Source organism: Metasolibacillus sp. FSL H7-0170 (genome assembly GCF_038593115.1).
Taxonomy (GTDB): Bacteria; Bacillota; Bacilli; order Bacillales_A; family Planococcaceae; genus Metasolibacillus; species Metasolibacillus fluoroglycofenilyticus.
The window spans coordinates 3,783,802-3,803,566 of sequence record NZ_CP151964.1; the positions used below are offsets into that span (position 1 = coordinate 3,783,802).

The window sequence follows — 19,765 nt, forward strand, 5'->3', positions numbered from 1 at the left end:
ACATAGAAGGTTAGTTATAAGTGTGCTTATATTGTACTTTATTACCTAAAATATTATCAATATTATACTTTTCTATAATAATAAATGCTATAAGTTCCATTGAATTGTTATGCTATTAAACATATAATAAAATTATTACATTTAGTAATAATGGTGTATAAATATTCAATCCTCATTAGCTGTTACTTAATAGGGTACAAACTCTATTTTGTTTATTTATATACAGTATGGTTAAATAGCAAAGATTGAAGGGAGTGATTTATCAAAAAAATTTATACATAAAGACAATCATTAATACTAGGTGAAAGGGGAAAAGAGCATGAATTTTAAAACACTACGCGCAAAAATTTTATATGGTTTTATTATTGTTTTGATAATGATAATTGTACAAGGTGGTTATTCAATTTTTAATAATATTAAAATGAGCAATAACATTGAGTATATGATCAAAACGGAGCTCGAATTATCCATTTATGACCAACATTTAGCGAACTCGGTATCTTCGCGAATAGCTGCAGCAAGGGGCTATGTCTTGTCAGGAGATACAGTAAATAAAGAGCTTTTTTATGAGTATGTAGAGCAATCGTTAAGTAATGAAGAGGCAGTGCGAAAAATAATAAATGCTGAGAAGTTGGCTAATTCTAAGGAATTTGAGGATTTGTCTGCTAGGACTAGAGCATGGCGTGAGCAAATTGAAAATAATGTTTTTTCTGTTTATGATAGTGGTAATAAGGAGCGGGCGGCTACCAATATAGTTGGGCTTGCGGCTGAAGCGCGCGGTATTCAATTAGGGTTTGAACAATTGGCGAGTAGTCGCGAAGATTCAGTTCGTGCTACTGGTGCAGAAGTAATGAAAGAAATGCAGTTTTCTAACACGGTTAATATAATTGCGATAATTATCGTAATCATTGTAGCAATCTCAATCGCATTTTATAGCGCTTCAAGTATTTCAAGACCAGTTAAACGTATTTCAGAGCGCGTTCAACGCATTGCTGAGGGGGATATATCAGATGAAGCATTAAAGGTACATGGACGAGATGAGATAGCGCAATTAACAATTGCAGCAAATGCATTAAGTGAAAAATTAAACGGTATGATGCGACAAATTCAAGATATTTCAAATCAGGTCGTATCTCATAGTGAAGAGCTGCTACAATCAGCAGTTGAGGTAAGGGAAGGTACCGAGCAAGTGGCACTTACGATGAATGAAATTGCAGAAGGAACAGAGGCACAGGCAAGTAATGCAAGTGATTTATCGAGCCACATGGGTGATTTCGTGACGAATGCAAAAGAAGCAAGCAGTAATGGGGAAGATGCCCAACAATACTCGAATAATGTGTTAAACTTAACATCTACAGGCCGTACATTAATGGAAGCATCTACAATGCAAATGTCGAAAATTGATGATATTGTGCATGACGCAGTTGTCAAGGTGGAAGGCTTAAATAATAAAACACAGGCTATCTCACAATTGGTGCTTGTTATTAATGATATTGCCAACCAGACGAATCTTTTAGCTTTGAATGCGGCAATAGAGGCTGCTCGTGCTGGAGAGCAAGGCAAAGGATTTGCTGTTGTAGCAGATGAGGTACGAAAATTAGCAGAGCAAGTATCCGTTTCAGTAGTTGATATTTCGCAAATTGTAGAGGAAATCGTGGAGGAAACAGATACTGTGACGGATTCATTAAAATCTAGCTATAGCGAAGTGCAAAATGGTACAGAGCAAATTACAGAAACGAATCGAACATTCAATGAAATTGAATCGGCAATTTCCGCAATGGCTGAAAATATTTCAACTGTTTCGCAAAATCTATCACAAATTGTCGAAAACTCAGCCAATATTGACAAAGCGGTAGATGAAATTGCAGCAGTGGCAGAAGAGTCCGCAGCTGGAATCGAACAAACTTCTGCTACGATGCAACAAACGGCTGCCACAATGGAAGAAGTGTCTAATAGTTCGAATGAGCTATCGAAAATAGCAGAAGAATTAAATAATCATATTCAGCAGTTTAAGCTTTAGCTTTTTTCAGCATATTTTTTGTGAAGAGTAACCGCAGGAGCAGATGTTTTTTGCGACGAGTAACCGCAGGAGCACATTATTTTTGTACAAATAGCAAAGCGAAAGGTACAGAAGTTTCCATCCCTACAGGTGGCGAGATGCACTTAGAATGAGAAGAGCTCATGTAAAGACTGTGTATCCAGCATCGTACCAGCAGATGTCACAGATTTTGAAGGAAGGTCTAAGTGATGTAGGTCAGATAACGGTTGTCAAACGATGTGATGATTTTAGGTTAATGATTAAAAAGAGTAGAGGTTTTTTATCTTATTAGATTTTTATAGGTTAGATAAAATAGTGACTACAAAATGTCTGGAAAGTATGCGAACGCACTACTTTTCAGACATTTTTTTGCTCGCAATTTTACACAACACATGGCATAATGCAGGATATAAAGTGAACCTTCAGTCCGAGGTGGTTTTTTCGCACGATTCCCTTGGATTGGTGATTGAGGAAGAGCAGGTGAGGCTAGCGATGCGAAAAATTTTAGTTGTAGATGATGACCAACATATTTTACAGTTAGTGAAACTGCATTTACAAGCATGGCATTATGATATTATCTGTGCTGCAAATGGGGTTGAAGCATTACAACAAATGACAGAGGATGTCGATTTAGCAGTTGTTGATGTGATGATGCCAGAGATGGATGGTCTACAGTTAACGAAAAAACTAAAAGAGGAATGGGAAATCCCAGTATTATTATTAACAGCTAAAGGGCAGTTGGAGGACAAGCGAGAAGGCTTTACTGTTGGAGCGGATGATTATGTTGTAAAGCCCTTTGAGCCGGACGAATTATTATTCCGCATACAAGCGATTTTAAGGCGCTATGATAAGCCGACGGAGGCAGCAATTGAAATTGGGGATTTAGTGATTGATAGGCGTACATTGCAAGTTGTGAAAGGTCAAACGAAGCTTGTTTTACCATTAAAGGAATTTGAATTACTTGCTACTCTTGCAAGCAGGGCGCAAATTTTTCAGCGAGATTATTTAATGGAGCAGGTGTGGGGGCTTGATTACGAAAGTGATGATACGTTAAATACACATATTAAACGATTGCGGGAAAAGCTTGTACGCCTTGATAGTACAGTGCAAATCACAACAGTTCGTGGCGTAGGCTATCAACTTGAGGTAGTGCAATGAAAATATATTCTACTTTATATTTTAAATATATTGTAGTGGCACTTGCAATTATGTTTCTTAGTGGCGTTCTGGCATTACTTGCGACAAATACGTATTATCACCGTGTTATTAAAGAACAAAATGATACGAAAAATGTAGCCATTGTTCAAGAAATGACCGAATATATTAAAGAAAACGAGCAGTTAAACTTAGAGGCATATTTGCAAACAATTGCTAGTATCGGTTATCAACTATATGTAATAGACGCAGAGGGGCAGGCTGCATTTTACGGTAGTGATTTTCGTTTGACCGCGCTTGATGATAGCGTAAAGCAGGCTGTTATTGAAGGGCAAATTTACCACGGAATGCGTGATTACCCACGTCAGCTTTTTATTACTGGTTTTTTTGCTAATGATTTAACGAATTCCGTAGGCGTGCCATTCCAATATAAGGGTGATAAATATGCATTGTTTGCACGCCCTGATATACGCCTGCTATTTAATGAAATGCATGTTGTGCTTGGGAATATGATGCTGATTTCTTTAGTTGCTAGTTTAGCTGCTATTTTGCTTGCAGCATGGTATTTGGTAAAGCCGATTCGAGCTTTAACGGCTGCGACAAAGCAAATAGCAAAGGAGGATTACGATGTAGCAATTGAAATTGCACGCACAGATGAACTTGGATTATTAGCGAAAAGCTTTAATAAAATGGCACAAGATTTAAAGCAGCAAGACGAAACACGTAAAAGCTTTATTCGCAATATTTCTCATGATTTACAAACGCCGCTACAAAACATTCATGGCTATGCCAATCTGTTAAAAAATAAGCAGCTAACAGATGAAAACCGCCTGCATTATGCGGATATTATTGAAGCGGAAACGAGCCGTCTTTCAAGCTTAACAAGACAGTTACTCCTGTTAAATTCGCTAGATGAACTTGTCTATAAAAGACGGCAAACGACCGTAAATATTACACAGCAAATTGAGCGAGCGGTGCTGAAAAGTCAGTGGATGATTGAGCAAAAAGAGTTGGCTATATGGCTACAACTGGATGAAGCGATTTTTCATGGTGATGAAACATTGCTCGAAAATATTTGGGAAAATCTTATTGCAAACGCCATTAAATATAATCGACAGGGTGGAGAAATTAATATTAAATTGGTAAATGAGCCAACTGTAATTACGCTAGAAATTTCTGATACAGGCATCGGTATTCGACAGGAGCATTTACAGCATATTTTTAAGCGCTTTTACCGAGTGGATGAGGCGAGACAAACGAAGGGGACAGGCCTAGGGCTAGCGATTGTTCAAGAGGTCGTTCATTTTTATAACGGTCAAATTGCAATAAATAGTAAAGAAAATGAGGGCACGACAATAACGATTCAATTGCCAAAATAGCGTTGCAGTTCAGCTTGAGTTCAGATAACGTCGATACAATACTTCCATATGAAACGATATGGAGGTATTTTATTATGGAAAAAGTATGGAGCATACGATTAATTCGTTTAGCAGCAATTTTTGGTTTAATAGGAGCCATTTTAGGCTCTGATATGGCGGGCTCAGGGAATTACCAATTTAGAGCAATTCATGCACATATGCTCGTTGTTGGATGGTTATCTGTATTTGCATGGGGCTTGTTTTATAAAGTATACCGTGTTCGCATACAAAAATTAGTATCTATACATGGTTGGACAACTGTCATTGGCTCGGTAGGATTAACAATTGGCATGTTATTCTACAATATCAATCCATTTCAAATGAATGAAGTGTTTACATTAATTACATTTATCGCTGGCGGAACAGCATTATTAATCAGCTTTGCCTTGTTTATTGCCATCACATTTTTGCTAGAGGACTAAATTGTGTGAGAATTGTGTGTGTGCCTGGCACCCACACAATATGCTACAATTAATCCAATAAAGGAGGCGTATGAAAATGCAGCCAAATTGGATTAGGCAACGCGCATATTTAACACCGAATCGCATTGGACTTCGCTTCGAAGAGCAGAGCTGGACTTTTCAGCAATTGCATGAAGAAGCATTATATAAAGCAGGACAGTTGGCAACGCTTGCGAAGCAGGGGGAGCGGGTAGCAATTTTAGCTCCCTCTACGCCAGAGCTTATTAAAGTGATTTATGGGTGTATGCATTTGCAGTTAGAGATGGTGCTTTTAAATGGGCGTTTGTCAGCGGAGGAGCTTGCTTATCAAATTGAGGATGCGCAAGTAACAGTCGTATTGGCGGCAGCAAGCGAAGTACATAAATTACCGCAAAATATAGAGTTTGTTACATTTGAGCAGCTTATGAGCGTGCAGGCGGTTGAAGTCGAGATTGCGTCTACTTGGTCAGAGGAACAAACTGTTTCGATTATGTATACTTCTGGTACGACAGGCTTTCCGAAAGGTGTGCGTCAAACTGTAAAAAATCATAGTATGAGTGCCATTAGCTCGGCATTAAATTTAGGAACTACAGAGCAGGATGTATGGCTTTGTACTGTACCTATTTTTCATATTAGTGGCTTTTCCATTTTAATGCGCTCATTGCTGTATGGAGCAACTGTCAGCTTATATGAAAAATTTGATGCGATGGCTTGCGTACAAGAAATAGTTGAGGGACATGTGACAAATATTTCTCTTGTCTCAGTAATGCTTGAGCGTGTTATAAGTGAAATGGAACGCTTGCAAGTGCAAGCACACCCCAACTTCAAAATACTGCTTGCGGGTGGTGGTTTGATACCAGTTGATTATTTACAGCGCGCCGCGAAAGTGCAATTACCTGTTGTGCAAACATATGGTATGACAGAAACCGCATCGCAAACAGCAACGCTTGCTAGCGCTGATGCACTACGCAAAATTGGCTCAGCAGGAAAGCCGCTATTTTTTAATGAGGTGCGCATTCAAGGTACAGAGGAACCATTTGTGGAGGGAGAAATTTGCATCCGAGGCCCTCATGTCACACCGGGCTATATTGGGCGTTTTGCTGAACGTTCAAGCACTGAAAACGGCTGGCTACTAACAGGTGATATAGGCTATTTAGATGATGAAGGCTATTTATATGTGGTCGATCGCCGCGCTGATTTAATTATTTCTGGTGGGGAAAATATTTATCCAGCAGAAATTGAAAATGCTTTACTAGCACATCCAAATGTATTAGAAGCTGGTGTTTGTGGTATAGCAGATGATAAATGGGGACAAGTACCGATTGCCTTTATTATACAAAAACAAGCTGTAAGTGAAGAGGAGTTACGTGCATTTTGCGAGCATAAGCTTGCAAGCTATAAGCTACCAAAGCGATTTTATTTTGTTGAAAGCTTACCACGCAATGGCTCTAACAAGCTGTTGAGAAGAAAATTGAAGGAATTATTGTAAAAGAGAATGGGACTGTCTGAAAAGTCCATTTTGTTTTGCCACCGCATTGAAATCAATGTTTTCATCGCTTCCCTTTTACTGAAGGATAACACTGCTAAAGCCAATGTTCATCCCATTTTTAAAAGAGGCGTTTTCTGTTTATATGAATCAACATTTTGTGAAACATCATCGCGACTGTCCAAAATGCCGGCTATGCAAGGCTTTTTGGACAGTCCCCTTTTATTAGAATAAAAAGATTTGAAGCATATTTTAAATGGTTAAATTCCGTGCTTTTCAATTTTATCCTGCCGTAAGACTCCCACTGAAAGAACATTAAGGATAAGTGGGAGATTAATTGCCCGTAAAAGCCCGATTGGTTCAACTAACAATCAGTAGAGAAAAGCACCCACTAATTGAAGTTTCACTTTATAATGACCAAAGAGATTTCGAGCTTTTGGGAAGATTCTCATTTCATATGCCTTCTTAAAATATAGGCTTTATTGCAATGCCTTGGCTAATTGCTCAATATTATGCTGCATTAAAGTGAAGTAGTTTTCATTGTTTTTAATATCTTCCTTCGTTAAAACACTTAAATTATGCAATGTTAATGCCTCTGCTCCGACCTCTTTTTGGATGACCGTTGTTAAATTTGAAGAAACATTTTGTTCGAAGAAAATATAGCTAATGTTTTCTTCTTTAGCTAAATCAACGATTGCTGCTAATTGCTTTTGTGACGGCTCACTTTGGGAGTTTAGGCCAGCAACAGGAATTTGATTAAAGCCATAATGGCCTGCTATATAGCCGAATGCCGCATGGGATACAAAAAATGTTTTCTTTGTTGTTTCCTTGGCCATTGCTTCAAAATCGGCATGCAGTGTATCAAGCTCCGCAGCTAGTTCCTCATAATTTTTTGTGAAAAGCTCTTGCTGCTCTGGCAATATGTCAACAAGCTCATTTTTGATTGATAATGCAAGCTCCTTTGATAGAACAGGTGATAGCCATACATGTGTATCATGCTCATGATGACCATGTTCTTCGTGGTCTCCATGCTCCTCATCATGCTCGTGGTCATGGTCCTCTTCATCCTCCGCATGCACATGACCTGTGGAAATGTGGAACTGCTCATCCGTTATATTGTCGGCTGTAGCAACTAATTTAACATGCTCATTCGCTAATGTTTTTTTAGCGTTTTCAACAAAGCCTTCTAAGCCCTGTCCAATATAAAAGAATAGTTCAGCGTCTGCTAGTGCCATCATATCTTTTTGTGTCGGCTCGAATGTATGTTCATTCGCTCCAGCAGGATAAATAGACTCCACCTGCACAAAATCTTCGCCGATGCGCTCGGCAAAATATTGTAACGGGTAAACAGTCGTATAAACAGTTAAAGAATTACTAGATGCTTTCTGGTCTTCACTGCCACATGCTGCTAGCAACGCAAGGATTGCTAATAAAAAAAAATAAATAAATTTTTTCATCATTAAATCTCCTAAATAGTAATTATTACGATTTGTGCAATCGACGTTTTTTATCATAACTCAATTACAAAAAAAAAACAATAAAAAAAACCTTCGAAATTTATTTTTTTTTCGAAGGCCACTTTTCAGGCACGGGATCAAAGCCACCTGGATGGAGTGGATGGCATTTTAGTATGCGCATTGTTGTTAAAATAAATCCTTTTATTGCTCCATGCTTTTGGAACGCTTCAAGTCCGTAGCTTGAGCAAGTTGGATGAAAGCGACAAGAAGGAGGCGTCATAGGTGAAATATATTTGCGATAAAATTTAATTAACCAAATAAAAGGATGCTTCATTTTTGTTGCTGCTCATTTTCTTGTTCAGCTGGCATTGAATCAATTGTTTGTTTTGCTGAAAAATTATTTTGACGTGCAACCCAAATAATCACAATGGCAAATGTTGACATTATGGCAATTACTACTATAAAAACTAGTGCAAGATTCATATTTCTCACCTCATATTTATCTCTTATTACTAAGCTGTAAAACATATGCGAACATGCAGGTTCACTTTATTATAAGCAAATTCCTTTTAATTAGCTATACATGTGAATATGAATTACTACTTCGGGTAATGATAAGAAAAAATTGAAGGGAGCATCTGCATGAATAAATACAAAATGTATGTATCGATAACTGATTTGACATGTAGCCATATTCCGAATTTATCGTCCAATGAATTTAAGGTGGAACTAGAGCCTGCTATTGCTCGCATTTTTACAAAGCTTTTCAATCAAATCAATGGTCTTGAAGGTCATAATTTATGGCGAGCACATTTACCTTATATACCTTACCATTATGATGAATTAAATCATGATATTGATACACGATTAAAAAAAATTTATGCGTTACTGCATGAATTCGGTGATAATCATACGAAGGAATTTGTTGAGCAGTTACCATATTTCAAGCTTAAGGGATAAGATGTAAAGACGATAGCGTCTAAAAAGCGTGCGAGGCACTGCTTTTCAGACGCCCTCCTTGAAGGATGCTAGCTCCTTCGTTACACTAATAAGGATAAGGAGTTGGCATATATGTTTACGTTTACAGATGAAAATGGTTTTAAGGTTGTTTTGCGATTTGACCATGGTCCCTTTGAAGTAGAGCCTCGCCATGTGTTGGTGCTCGTGCAGCACAAGGGAAAATGGCTGTGCGCGGTGCATAAGGAGAGGGGAGTAGAATTTCCAGGTGGGAAGCAGGAAGCAGGGGAAACGTTATTACAGGCGGCTATTCGCGAAGTATACGAGGAAACACAGGTGCAGATAAAAGATGTAGAGTGGTTTGCTTATTATGTAGTACATACAAAAACACCGTTTTGTAAGGCAGTATTTACTGCAAATGTAGCGCATATTGAAGAGTTTGTAGGTGAATATGAAACGACAGGGCGATTATGGCTTACGGCAGACGAATTGCTCACTCATCCACATTTAAGCTTCTATATGCGAGATGCAGGTATGAAAAAGATGTTACAGGAAGTGGAATGCAAGTGAAGAAAAATGGAATAATTGAAGAAATAAGACGCTACCCTTCACCGAATGAAAAAGTGCGCTTAGATGAAATCATTTATTGGTCAAATGGCTTGCGTGTAAAGGGCTTGCTAGCTCGACCGAAGCAAGAGGGACAATATGAGGCACTGCTCTATTTACGTGGTGGTCTGCAATTTATCGGAATGGTACGCCCTGCACGAATCGCACAATTTGCCGCACAAGGCTTCGTTGTTTTTGCCCCCTATTACCGCGGTAATCGAGGGGGCGAGGGCAGGGATGAGTTTGCTGGTGAGGATCGTTATGATGCAGTATATGCCGTTGACGTACTAAAGCAGTTTTGCGATGCACAAAAAGTGCATTTATTTGGCTTTTCACGCGGTGGCTTAATGGCGTTATGGACGGCAATATTGCGTGATGATATTGCCTCACTCGTGACATGGGCAGGAGTGTCTGATGCGACTGATACATATTGGCAAAGAGTCGATATGCGCCGAGGGTTAAAGCGTATTATCGGAGGGACACCGAATAAAGTACCAGAGCGCTATAATCAGCGTACTCCCTTATATGAAATTACGAAATTACAGGCGCCTGTTTTAATTATTCATGGCACTGAGGACCAGCATGTGCAGCCGATGCATGCATATAAGCTAGAGCAATATTTGCGAAACAACAACAAGCAAGTAGAAGCTTGGTATGCAAATGGGCTAAAGCATCATTATCCACCACGGCTTAATTGTCAAACAGTAAGGCAGCTTTGCCAGTGGATGAAAAAGCAGCTAATTTAAGCGTCTGATTTTTGCGATGAATAATAAAAAAGTTGATAATATAATTGAAAATACAGCAGAATAAGGCAACCATATATTTGTATTATAAAGATACGAATGTGTTGAATTTGGATGGACAATTTGAGAAACGCCAAGTAATAATATACTAAATGGAAGAATAAGTGGTTTTTCATCCTTAATGTCAAAAATTTGCTGTAAGCCGATAAGCGTCACATAAAAATAAATAAACGCTCGAGTATAAATGGTAATAATCCACATAAATGCGATGATAACTTCAATTCTTTGGAAGAAATTACCGATAGAAATTCGCTGCGCTAATATGTAGGTCGGATAATTTTGTGAAGCTGTATTCATATCCCCTAGCACTAATATGCATAAAGTAATAATGAAAATTAAGACAATCCCGCCTAATAAAATACCTAGATAAAAGCCTTTTTGGGCAGAGTTATTTCTATTGACAGTGTAAGGATAAATCATTAAAAGCATAATCGACGGAAAGGCGAAGATACTCATAAAATAAAGCACGCTTGCAATAAATGTGCGGGGAGGAGTATCCAGCATCGGTTGCATATTTTCAAACTGAATATCTGCTGTAATGAAAATAATAAAAAATAAAAATAGCAGTAGAAATACAAGGAAAAATATTTCAGCAGAGCGGGCAAAAGTTTCTAATCCTAAATAGGCCGCCATAATAACAATAAAAGAAAATAATAGAGCAAATGCAAAATTAGGTGTTTCAGGCATAATTTCAACTTGCATGAAGTTGCCGATATAATACAGCATCTCGCTTGAATTTATAAATGCAAACAGTATAAATAAAATTGCAATGAGCTTGCCTAGCCATTTTCCTAATACTTTTTCGATTATTTCAATCAAAGTATATTTTGGAAATGTATTGGCAAGCTTGACGAAAAGCATAATTAATAAAAAGCTAAGTAAAACCCCAACTATCGCAGCAATCCAAGCATCCTGCTTTGCAAGCTTTGCTAAATAGGCAGGAATAATTAAAATGGATGTACCTATCGAATATAAAAAGGTGATAATTGTAAATTGGCGTGTGCTAATCATTTGTTTACTACTCATTCTACTCTCCGCTCCTTATATGCCTAGCAATGCATGAATGGCATTGCTAATTGGTTGAAAAATAAATGTGATGAAATCTAAAGGACTCGGTAAATAAATATGAAGACTAAGAGCGATGGCTAAAACTGTACCTATTGTAAGTAAAGTTAAAAATAGCCACATAATGGCGGTTCCTTTATTATCACGTAATATAGTCCAATGTGAGCTAATAATTACGATAACAATAACGACAACAACAAATGACATAACCATGTAGCATCACTCCTTTGTAGGGAAAAACGTTGAATTTTGTATAGTACCGGAATTTCTAGTATGCACGTTTACATCTACTGTAACCTCAACATCTGGAAAAAGGGTAGTCCATTCATTTTTTATATCTCTCCATTTTTTGGGTTCTTGCTTGTGTAGCACTTTATTAAATTGGGCAGCGTCAGCTTCATATTTTTGTTGTAAAACATGCAATGTTTTTTCTATTTTTTGTTTGATGATGTCGGATGTTTTATCATTAATTTCTTTTATCGTTTGCTCTTTTGTTAAATCAATTACGCACTTCACTTCACCAACATTTTGCTGAACATTGACTATTACGTGAATTTTAGGTGTATTATTGTCAATTTTTCCTTTGACAGTTGTTTTTGAATGAGTAATTTCTGTTGCTAAATTACCACCGTCAGGACAAGTTATTTGCTCGATTGTACCTTTAATGTTATCTGTTAAAAAATTATAGCCCTTGCTTTCTTCATCTGTCAGTAGCCCAACGATTTTTCCTTGTTTGAAGACAGCTAAACCATTATATTTTAAAATGGTAGGGACAACGATTTGATCAACATTTTCTTTGCTCATGCCTATTTCTTTACTACCAAGAAGCTCAAGAGTAGAGAGTACAAAGCTATTTTCCTCATCGTGTAGTGCATCAATTAATTCATACAAGGCGACAGTTACTGTAGAGCCCCATGCCTTTTCAGAAATTTTGAGAGAGAACCTTATTTTATTGGCTGGTATTTTTTCAACAGGTGTTAGTACACTGACGATGTCTTTCGCCGTTGTTTCATATGCAGCGATAACATTCAAATCATTGCGAAATTCATGGTCGCGTGACAGAAAATCTAATGCAGGCTTAATGCCGCTCTCTATTAATTCACTGCCGAGCACTATAATTTGTAAATGCGAAAAATATGATTTTCGCGGTGCTAACAATGTGACTTTCCGAATAGCCTCAAACAATGTAGCGCCAGTCGCGGAATACGTAGTGACAGGAGAACGCCCACTTGTTGGCTGCTTAGAAGAAATTTCACCGGGATTAACGACTTGAACGGTTACTTCGTATTCATCCCCTTGCTGGTCGATGCCTAATGCAACAACAATGGCGATGTCATTAAGCTCTTTTTTGCTCCAACAACCGCTTAAAAGCAGGCAGATGGAAATGAGCAATAAAATGGAAGCAGTCTTGTGCATTGCTGACACCTCTTTAGAAATGAAAATTTATCCCGCATTAACGGGCAGTAAGACGCCCACTTCAAGATTTAAGTGAAAATACGCTAAAGGATAAGTGGGAGATTAACTGCCCGTAAAAGCCCGATTGGTTCAACTAACAATCAGTGGGGATGAGGAAAACCCCCACTGATAGAAGTTTCACTTTATCCCGCATTAACGGGCAGTAAGACGCCCACTTCAAGATTTAAGTGAAAATACGCTAAAGGATAAGTGGGAGATTAACTGCCCGTAAAAGCCCGATTGGTTCAACTAACAATCAGTGGGATGAGGAAAACCCCCACTGATAGAAGTTTCACTTTATCCCGCATTAACGGGCAGTAAGACGCCCACTTCAAGATTTAAGTGAAAATACGCTAAAGGATAAGTGGGAGATTAACTGCCCGTAAAAGCCCGATTGGTTCAACTAACAATCAGTGGGGATGAGGAAAACCCCCACTGATAGAAGCTTCACTTTATCTTTTATATCTTTTTTTATATTTTGATGCTCTTGTCATATTTGTTTGATTCACTAAACGAGGTCTTTTCGTTAAAAATTTTCTAGGGAATAATAAAACTGCATCCTTTTGACTTTCGAGTATTATTGGTGCAAAAGGGGTCATATATGGAATGCCGAATGAACGTAAGCTACATAAATGTAGAACAAGTGCTAACATACCAATCATGACACCATAAAGACCAAAGCCCCCCGCTAGTAAAATGAAAGGAAAACGTAAAACTCGAACAGAATTCGATAGACCATAGGATGGGAAAATAAAACTGCATATGGCAGTTAAAGCAACAATAATAACTGTAACGGCTGAAACAACACCTGCTGTAACGGCCGCCTCACCAATAACTAATGTACCAACAATCGATATAGCTGGTCCGATTGTGCGTGGCATGCGTAGCCCAGCTTCACGTAAAACTTCAAAGGCAAGCTCCATTAACAATGCTTCGATTACAGCAGGAAAAGGCACACCTTCCCGCTGTGATGCAATACTTATAAGTAATGGTGTCGGTAGCATTTCATGATGAAATGTTGTAACCGCTACATATAAGGAAGGTGCAACTAATGAAATAAGAATAGCTGTAAATCTTAATATTCGAATGAGAGAGCTAACGAGAGCATTTGAATAATAATCTTCAGACGATTGTAAAAACGATGTAATCAAAGAAGGTACGATGAGTACGAATGGTGAGCCATCCACTAAAATAGCTACCTTTCCTTCAAGCAATTCCCCTGCAATAACATCTGGACGCTCTGACGTATACATCGTTGGAAACAATGAGAATTGAGCATCTTGAATTAATGATTCAATATAACCACCTTCTAAAATACCATCAATATCAATTTGATTGAGTCGGTCAAATACCTCTTGAACAATTTTATCATTGGCAATACCATTTATATGGATAATTGCTACATCTGTTTGTGTAACATCGCCAATAATTTTACTTTGAACCCATAAATTAGGGTTCTTTATTTTACGACGAATGAGCGCTGTATTTGTACGCAATGTTTCAGTAAAGGATTCACGTGGTCCGCGTATAACAGACTCTGTTGCAGGCTCCATCACAGGGCGGTCTTTAGGGTCCTTTATATTCGTCGCAAGTGCGGTCGCTAAACCGTCCACTATGATAATGGCGCTCCCATTGAAAAGCGCACTGTAGAGCGTTGCAAATTTTTGTATTTCTTGGACATTGCCAATCGTTAAGCAGTATTGCTTTAAAAAATCAGTTGTTTTTTCAATATTTTCTTCAATTTGGTCTGTTAATAATCCCATGATGGGCTCCAACAATGTATTTGTGATATCTGCTTTATTAACTAAGCCATCTATATAAACAATAGCTAAAGATTGTTTAGTTGATTCTCCGATAAAAAGTTGTCGCACCATCACATCATCACTATAACCAACAGCCTGTTGTATTGTATCAATCGTATGTTGTAATGAAGTAAATAGTGGTTTCTGATGGGCATCAGGTGAAAGCTTAGAAGGGGAATGTGTCTGCGTATCTGAATGTTCCATGTTCCATCTCCTCCAATACTTATAAGGAGAGGATAGTCAAATTTTAATAAAATTAAACGAGTATTTTACGAAAAAGCATTAAATTTAGTGTTGACAACCTTTTAAATCGAGTTATATTTTTATTGTTTTAATAAAAAAAAAACGTCTGAAAAGCAGTGCTTTCGCACGCTTTTTCAGACGTCTCTTTTACTAGTATATTAAACTAATGGACCGCCTTGTTTTGAAATAGCTTCCGAAACATTCTCGAATTTTTGGAAGTTGTCATTGAAAAGACCTGCTAAATGCTTAGCTTTTGTATCATAAGCATTTTTATCAGCCCAAGCATCGCGAGGGTTTAATACTTCAGACGGTACACCTTCAATTGCTGTTGGAATGTGTAAGCCGAATACTGCATCTTGTGTTGTTTCAACATCGCTTAGTTTACCTTCGATAGCAGCACGCACCATTGCGCGTGTGTAAGAAAGCTTCATACGGCTACCTACGCCATATTCGCCACCAGTCCAACCAGTGTTTACTAAAAATACTTGTGAGCCGTGCTCATCAATTTTCTTACCTAACATTTCTGCATAAACTGTTGCAGGAAGCGGTAGGAATGGAGAACCGAAGCATGTTGAGAATACTGGTTCTGGCTCTGTTACGCCACGTTCTGTACCTGCTAACTTCGATGTGAAGCCGCTTAGGAAATGATACATCGCTTGCTCCTTTGTTAATTTTGAGATTGGAGGTAATACACCAAATGCATCTGCAGTTAAGAACACGATTGTTTGTGGGTGTCCTGCTACAGAAGGCTTTGCGATATTTTCAATATACTCAATCGGGTAAGCTACGCGCGTATTTTCTGTTAACGAACCATCGTCATAGTTGCAAATACGTGTATTTTCATCTACAATAACGTTTTCTAATACAGAGCCGAAGCGAATCGCATTATAAATTTCAGGTTCTTTTTCTTTTGAAAGGTTAATTGTTTTTGCATAGCAACCACCTTCAATATTGAAAACGCCATTGTCTGACCAGCCGTGTTCGTCATCACCGATTAATTTACGGTCGCTATCTGCTGATAAAGTCGTTTTACCTGTACCAGATAAGCCGAAGAATAAAGCGACATCGCCCGCTTCACCAACGTTTGCTGAGCAGTGCATTGATAAAATATCTTGCTCTGGTAATAAATAATTCATAATGCTGAAAATAGATTTTTTCATTTCACCAGCGTATTCTGTACCACCGATTAAAATCACTTTCTTTTCTAATGAAACAATAATGAATGTTTCTGAATTTGTTCCATCAACAGTTGGATCTGCTTTAAAGTTTGGTGCAGAAACAATTGTAAAGTCTGTTGTATGTGTAGCAAGCTCCTCGGCAGTTGGGCGGATAAATAATTGATGGCAGAATAAATTATGCCATGCATATTCATTAATAACTTTAATACCGATTTGTGAATCTTTATCTGCACCAGCAAAACCATTAAATACGAAAAGCTCGTCGCGTTCTTTTAAATAATTAACTACCTTTACATATAGTTTTTCAAACACTTCAGAAGAAATTGGACGGTTTACTTTTCCCCAGTCAATTTTATCTTTCGTGCTTTCTTCTTCTACTGTATATTTATCTTTAGGAGAACGACCAGTATATTTGCCTGTTTCAGCACGTAATGCACCGTCAACAGTTAGAATTGCTTCTCCACGAGATGTTGCTTTTTCTACTAACTGTGGAACAGAAAGTTGAACATGAATATTTGTACCGTTTAATAAATCTTTCAGTTCGTTTGCAATTTCTACTGAATTCATCGCTTAAAACCATCCTTTTATTTATAATATTCCCAAGTTTGGTGGGAATTCATTTCTTTTAACTACAAAAAGTATAACACATTAAATGAAATAGTCTATACTAATTCGAGAGAAATTTATGAAATTTTTAGTCGGTAAATCGGAAAAAATGAATGGATGTGTATAGTATTTGACAGCGCAAAAAAAATTATGTATTATATGAAATTGAACGGATACTCTTATCCCGAGCTGGTGGAGGGTCAGGCCCCATGAAGCCCGGCAACCTGCATGACTTTTCACATCATGCGTTGGTGCCAACCTGATGCAAGGAGCTTTCTCCTTGAACGATAAGAGTGAAAGGGAACGAAAATACAATCCTTTCTCTCATGCTTATGAGTGAAAGGTTTTTTTATTGCCTAAAAAAGTTCATCATTGAAAAACCTAGTTGACAAACTAGCTGTCTAGCACTGCGCTTGAAACGATTCGCAACGCTCACTATTATATAGATAAATGCTTAAACAGCAAGACAGCCTTAAACTTAAGACGATGATAAAACTTTTCTTTATGACTATACCTTTCAAAAACCTTGTGTTAAGAGGCGGTAATGGTTTGAGTTGATTCCATATTCATGGGCAGCCATTATGAAAACGATTGATGCACAAAAGTGTAGTGAATCATTAACTGTCTGTAAAAGCCGAAGTGGCGAAGTTTGATAAAGAATGGATGAAATACTCTTCTATTATATTAAAGCATCGCTTAAAAGCTTGACATGGGTAAGGAGTACCGTATCATATTCGCAGGAACTATAGGAGGAAACAAAATGACAAATCGTAGACTATTTACATCTGAAAGTGTTACTGAAGGACATCCAGATAAAATTTGCGACCAAATCTCAGATGCAATTTTGGACGCCATTTTAGCTGAAGATCCAAATGCTCGTGTAGCATGTGAAACAACGGTAACGACAGGACTAGTACTAGTGGCAGGAGAAATTACGACTTCTACTTATGTAGATATTAAAGGAATTGTACGTGACACTGTAGCAGAGATTGGCTATACGCGTGGTAAATATGGCTTCGATGCTGAAAACTTAGCAGTGCTTGTAGCAATTGGCGAACAATCACCTGATATTGCACAAGGCGTAGACCAAGCTCTTGAGGCACGTGAAGGCTCAATGTCAGACGAGGCGATTGAAGCAATTGGTGCAGGTGACCAAGGATTAATGTTTGGGTATGCATGTAACGAAACACCAGAGCTAATGCCGCTACCAATTAGCTTGGCGCATAAGCTAGCGCGCCGTTTAACAGAAGTGCGAAAATCAGGTGAACTAAAATATTTACGTCCAGATGGAAAAACACAAGTAACGGTTGAGTACGATGAAAATAATGTACCAGTACGTGTAGATACAATTGTTATTTCAACACAGCATGATGAAGAAGTAACATTGGATCAAATTCAAGCAGATTTAAAGCGTGTTGTAATTGCACCAGTTGTACCAGCTGAGCTATTAGATGAAGCAACAAAATATTTTATTAATCCGACAGGTCGCTTTGTTATCGGTGGACCAAAGGGCGATGCCGGTTTAACAGGTCGCAAAATCATTGTGGATACTTACGGAGGCTATGCGCGACATGGTGGTGGGGCATTCTCAGGTAAGGATGCGACAAAAGTAGACCGCTCTGCGGCTTACGCAGCGCGTTATGTGGCAAAAAATATCGTTGCTGCTGGTTTAGCAGACCGTGCAGAAGTACAGCTTGCTTATGCAATCGGTGTGGCACAGCCTGTATCAATTGCTGTAGATACATTTGGTACGGGAACAGTGCCATCTTCTCAAATTGTAGAATGGGTCCGTGAGCTCTTTGATTTACGCCCAGCAGGTATTATTAAAATGTTAGATTTACGCCGACCAATCTTTAAACAAACTGCAGCTTATGGACATTTCGGTCGTACAGATTTGAATGTACCTTGGGAGCAAACAGATAAAGCAGACGTATTAAAGGAAAAAGCAGCATTATTAGTGAAATAATAGTGAAGGGGTTGTCCGAAAGCAGGCAGACGTGCTGCTTTCAGACAGCTCTTTTTTTATATAGATTCAGAGCGGAAGTGTAGTGACAAATCTTATTTATAGCGATAGCAAGGTGCCAGATGCAAATGAAGTGAGTGCTCCTGTGGTGTTGACAATAAATAGTCAACATCCTCGTCGCAAGGGAGGGTGTGCTCTTGCGGTGTTGACAATAAATAGTCAACATCCTCGTCGCAAGGGAGGGGGTGCTCTTGCGGTGTTGACAATAAATAGTCAACATCCTCGTCGCAAGGGAGGGGGTGCTCCTGCGGTAGTAACAATAAATTGTTACTATCCTCGTCGCAAACAAATATGTAAAGTCCCTTTACATATTTGTTTGCAATGATTTATAATATTGGCCTTTTTCTACATATTCACGAATAATGCGATCCATGTCTTCACGATCCTCTGCATTTACTTCGCGTACGACCTTTGCGGGACGCCCCATTGCGAGCATATTTGGTGGTATTTTTTTACCTGGGGGAACGAGACTGCCCGCACCAATAAACGCACCTTCTCCAATTTCAGCTCCATCAAGAATGATTGAGCCCATGCCGATTAGTGCTCGTTTGCGAATGGTACAGCCATGCAATGTCACCTGATGACCAACCGTTACTTCATCTTCAATAATTACAGGGTTATTTGGACTTTGGTGTATGCAGCTCAAATCTTGTATACTAACTCGTTTGCCAATAATTGTTGCTGCTACATCACCACGAATAACTGTATTAAACCATATTGTCGATTCCTCTCCAATTGTAACGTCGCCTGTTATCGTAGCGAAATCTGCAATAAATGCAGAGGAATCAATTTTGGGTAGTATTCCTTTATATGGGTAAATCATAATAAAAACGCTTCCTTTCTTTATACACACTATGCAACCATCGTATCAAAAGTAGAGAAAAATAGAAAATAAAATTTAAACAATGCTTAAAAAACCGATTATAATAGAAGAATCTATTGTAGCAATCGTAATAAAAGATATAATGAATCTTCAGTGTTAATATAGGATAAATGTATATAATGAGCGACAGTAGGATAACAATAAATTTAA

Annotated in this window: 18 protein-coding genes and 1 riboswitch; of the genes, 9 read left to right on the forward strand and 9 right to left on the reverse strand. The window is 38.2% G+C overall.

All coding sequences use genetic code 11. The features are described 5' to 3' along the window. Nucleotides 1-319: 319 nt before the first annotated feature. The 5 genes from MHH70_RS17820 (at nt 320) to MHH70_RS17840 (ending at nt 6,540) form a co-directional block, all read left to right on the forward strand. On the forward strand, nt 320-2,020 hold the full coding sequence (locus MHH70_RS17820; protein ID WP_066161744.1) for a methyl-accepting chemotaxis protein: 1,701 nt from the start codon (nt 320-322) through the stop codon (nt 2,018-2,020). 510 nt (nt 2,021-2,530) lie between these two features. After that, nucleotides 2,531-3,196, forward strand: coding sequence for a response regulator transcription factor (locus tag MHH70_RS17825; RefSeq protein WP_342472127.1), 666 nt, complete (start codon nt 2,531-2,533; stop codon nt 3,194-3,196). Then, on the forward strand, nt 3,193-4,572 hold the full coding sequence (locus tag MHH70_RS17830; protein WP_107943034.1) for a HAMP domain-containing sensor histidine kinase: 1,380 nt from the start codon (nt 3,193-3,195) through the stop codon (nt 4,570-4,572). The genes MHH70_RS17825 and MHH70_RS17830 overlap by 4 nt, the downstream gene beginning before the upstream one ends. A gap of 74 nt (nt 4,573-4,646) precedes the next feature. After that, nucleotides 4,647-5,033: a hypothetical protein gene (locus tag MHH70_RS17835; RefSeq protein ID WP_066161749.1), complete on the forward strand. Its 387-nt coding sequence runs from the start codon at nt 4,647-4,649 to the stop codon at nt 5,031-5,033. Between the two features lie 76 nt (nt 5,034-5,109). Further along, nucleotides 5,110-6,540, forward strand: coding sequence for an o-succinylbenzoate--CoA ligase (locus MHH70_RS17840; RefSeq protein ID WP_342472128.1), 1,431 nt, complete (start codon nt 5,110-5,112; stop codon nt 6,538-6,540). Nucleotides 6,541-7,016: 476 nt separating this feature from the next. On the opposite strand, the gene MHH70_RS17845 is transcribed toward MHH70_RS17840, so the two are convergent. The 3 genes from MHH70_RS17845 to MHH70_RS17855 all read right to left on the reverse strand — a co-directional run bounded on the left by MHH70_RS17845 (nt 7,017) and on the right by MHH70_RS17855 (nt 8,477). Further along, nucleotides 7,017-7,994, reverse strand: a complete 978-nt coding sequence (locus MHH70_RS17845; RefSeq protein ID WP_342473229.1) for a zinc ABC transporter substrate-binding protein — start codon at nt 7,992-7,994, stop codon at nt 7,017-7,019. 100 nt (nt 7,995-8,094) lie between these two features. Beyond that, nucleotides 8,095-8,328: a membrane protein insertion efficiency factor YidD gene (yidD, locus tag MHH70_RS17850; RefSeq protein ID WP_066161758.1), complete on the reverse strand. Its 234-nt coding sequence runs from the start codon at nt 8,326-8,328 to the stop codon at nt 8,095-8,097. Next, entirely contained in the window at nt 8,325-8,477 is a 153-nt protein-coding gene (locus MHH70_RS17855; protein WP_161485046.1) for a hypothetical protein, read from the reverse strand. Before MHH70_RS17855 ends, yidD begins: the two co-directional genes overlap by 4 nt. Before the next feature lie 159 nt (nt 8,478-8,636). Between MHH70_RS17855 and MHH70_RS17860 the strand changes: the two genes are divergently transcribed. The 3 genes from MHH70_RS17860 to MHH70_RS17870 all read left to right on the forward strand — a co-directional run bounded on the left by MHH70_RS17860 (nt 8,637) and on the right by MHH70_RS17870 (nt 10,303). Further along, nucleotides 8,637-8,954 (forward strand): transposase, encoded by a 318-nt coding sequence (locus tag MHH70_RS17860; protein ID WP_107943031.1) that lies wholly within the window; start codon nt 8,637-8,639, stop codon nt 8,952-8,954. 111 nt (nt 8,955-9,065) lie between these two features. Further along, nucleotides 9,066-9,521 (forward strand): NUDIX domain-containing protein, encoded by a 456-nt coding sequence (locus MHH70_RS17865; protein WP_107943030.1) that lies wholly within the window; start codon nt 9,066-9,068, stop codon nt 9,519-9,521. Continuing rightward, nucleotides 9,518-10,303: a prolyl oligopeptidase family serine peptidase gene (locus MHH70_RS17870; RefSeq protein WP_342473230.1), complete on the forward strand. Its 786-nt coding sequence runs from the start codon at nt 9,518-9,520 to the stop codon at nt 10,301-10,303. Before MHH70_RS17865 ends, MHH70_RS17870 begins: the two co-directional genes overlap by 4 nt. Here the strand turns inward: MHH70_RS17870 and MHH70_RS17875 are convergent. The 5 genes from MHH70_RS17875 to pckA form a co-directional block, all read right to left on the reverse strand. Next, complete coding sequence (locus tag MHH70_RS17875; protein ID WP_342472129.1) at nt 10,295-11,386, reverse strand: endospore germination permease; 1,092 nt, start codon at nt 11,384-11,386, stop codon at nt 10,295-10,297. The two genes, MHH70_RS17870 and MHH70_RS17875, sit on opposite strands and share 9 nt — an antisense overlap. A gap of 15 nt (nt 11,387-11,401) precedes the next feature. Next, nucleotides 11,402-11,638 (reverse strand): hypothetical protein, encoded by a 237-nt coding sequence (locus MHH70_RS17880; RefSeq protein WP_342472130.1) that lies wholly within the window; start codon nt 11,636-11,638, stop codon nt 11,402-11,404. Between the two features lie 6 nt (nt 11,639-11,644). Further along, entirely contained in the window at nt 11,645-12,841 is a 1,197-nt protein-coding gene (locus MHH70_RS17885; protein ID WP_342472131.1) for a Ger(x)C family spore germination protein, read from the reverse strand. A gap of 491 nt (nt 12,842-13,332) precedes the next feature. Beyond that, nucleotides 13,333-14,886, reverse strand: a complete 1,554-nt coding sequence (locus MHH70_RS17890) for a spore germination protein (protein WP_342472132.1) — start codon at nt 14,884-14,886, stop codon at nt 13,333-13,335. A gap of 197 nt (nt 14,887-15,083) precedes the next feature. After that, on the reverse strand, nt 15,084-16,670 hold the full coding sequence (pckA, locus tag MHH70_RS17895; protein ID WP_342472133.1) for a phosphoenolpyruvate carboxykinase (ATP): 1,587 nt from the start codon (nt 16,668-16,670) through the stop codon (nt 15,084-15,086). 215 nt (nt 16,671-16,885) lie between these two features. Further along, nucleotides 16,886-17,003, forward strand: a riboswitch (SAM riboswitch). Nucleotides 17,004-17,469: 466 nt separating this feature from the next. On the opposite strand from pckA, the gene metK reads away from it, so the two are divergent. Then, nucleotides 17,470-18,675, forward strand: coding sequence for a methionine adenosyltransferase (gene metK, locus MHH70_RS17900; RefSeq protein ID WP_342472134.1), 1,206 nt, complete (start codon nt 17,470-17,472; stop codon nt 18,673-18,675). 361 nt (nt 18,676-19,036) lie between these two features. Here metK and MHH70_RS17905 read toward each other — a convergent pair whose 3' ends face one another. Next, nucleotides 19,037-19,555: a gamma carbonic anhydrase family protein gene (locus MHH70_RS17905; protein WP_066161786.1), complete on the reverse strand. Its 519-nt coding sequence runs from the start codon at nt 19,553-19,555 to the stop codon at nt 19,037-19,039. Nucleotides 19,556-19,765: the final 210 nt, after the last annotated feature.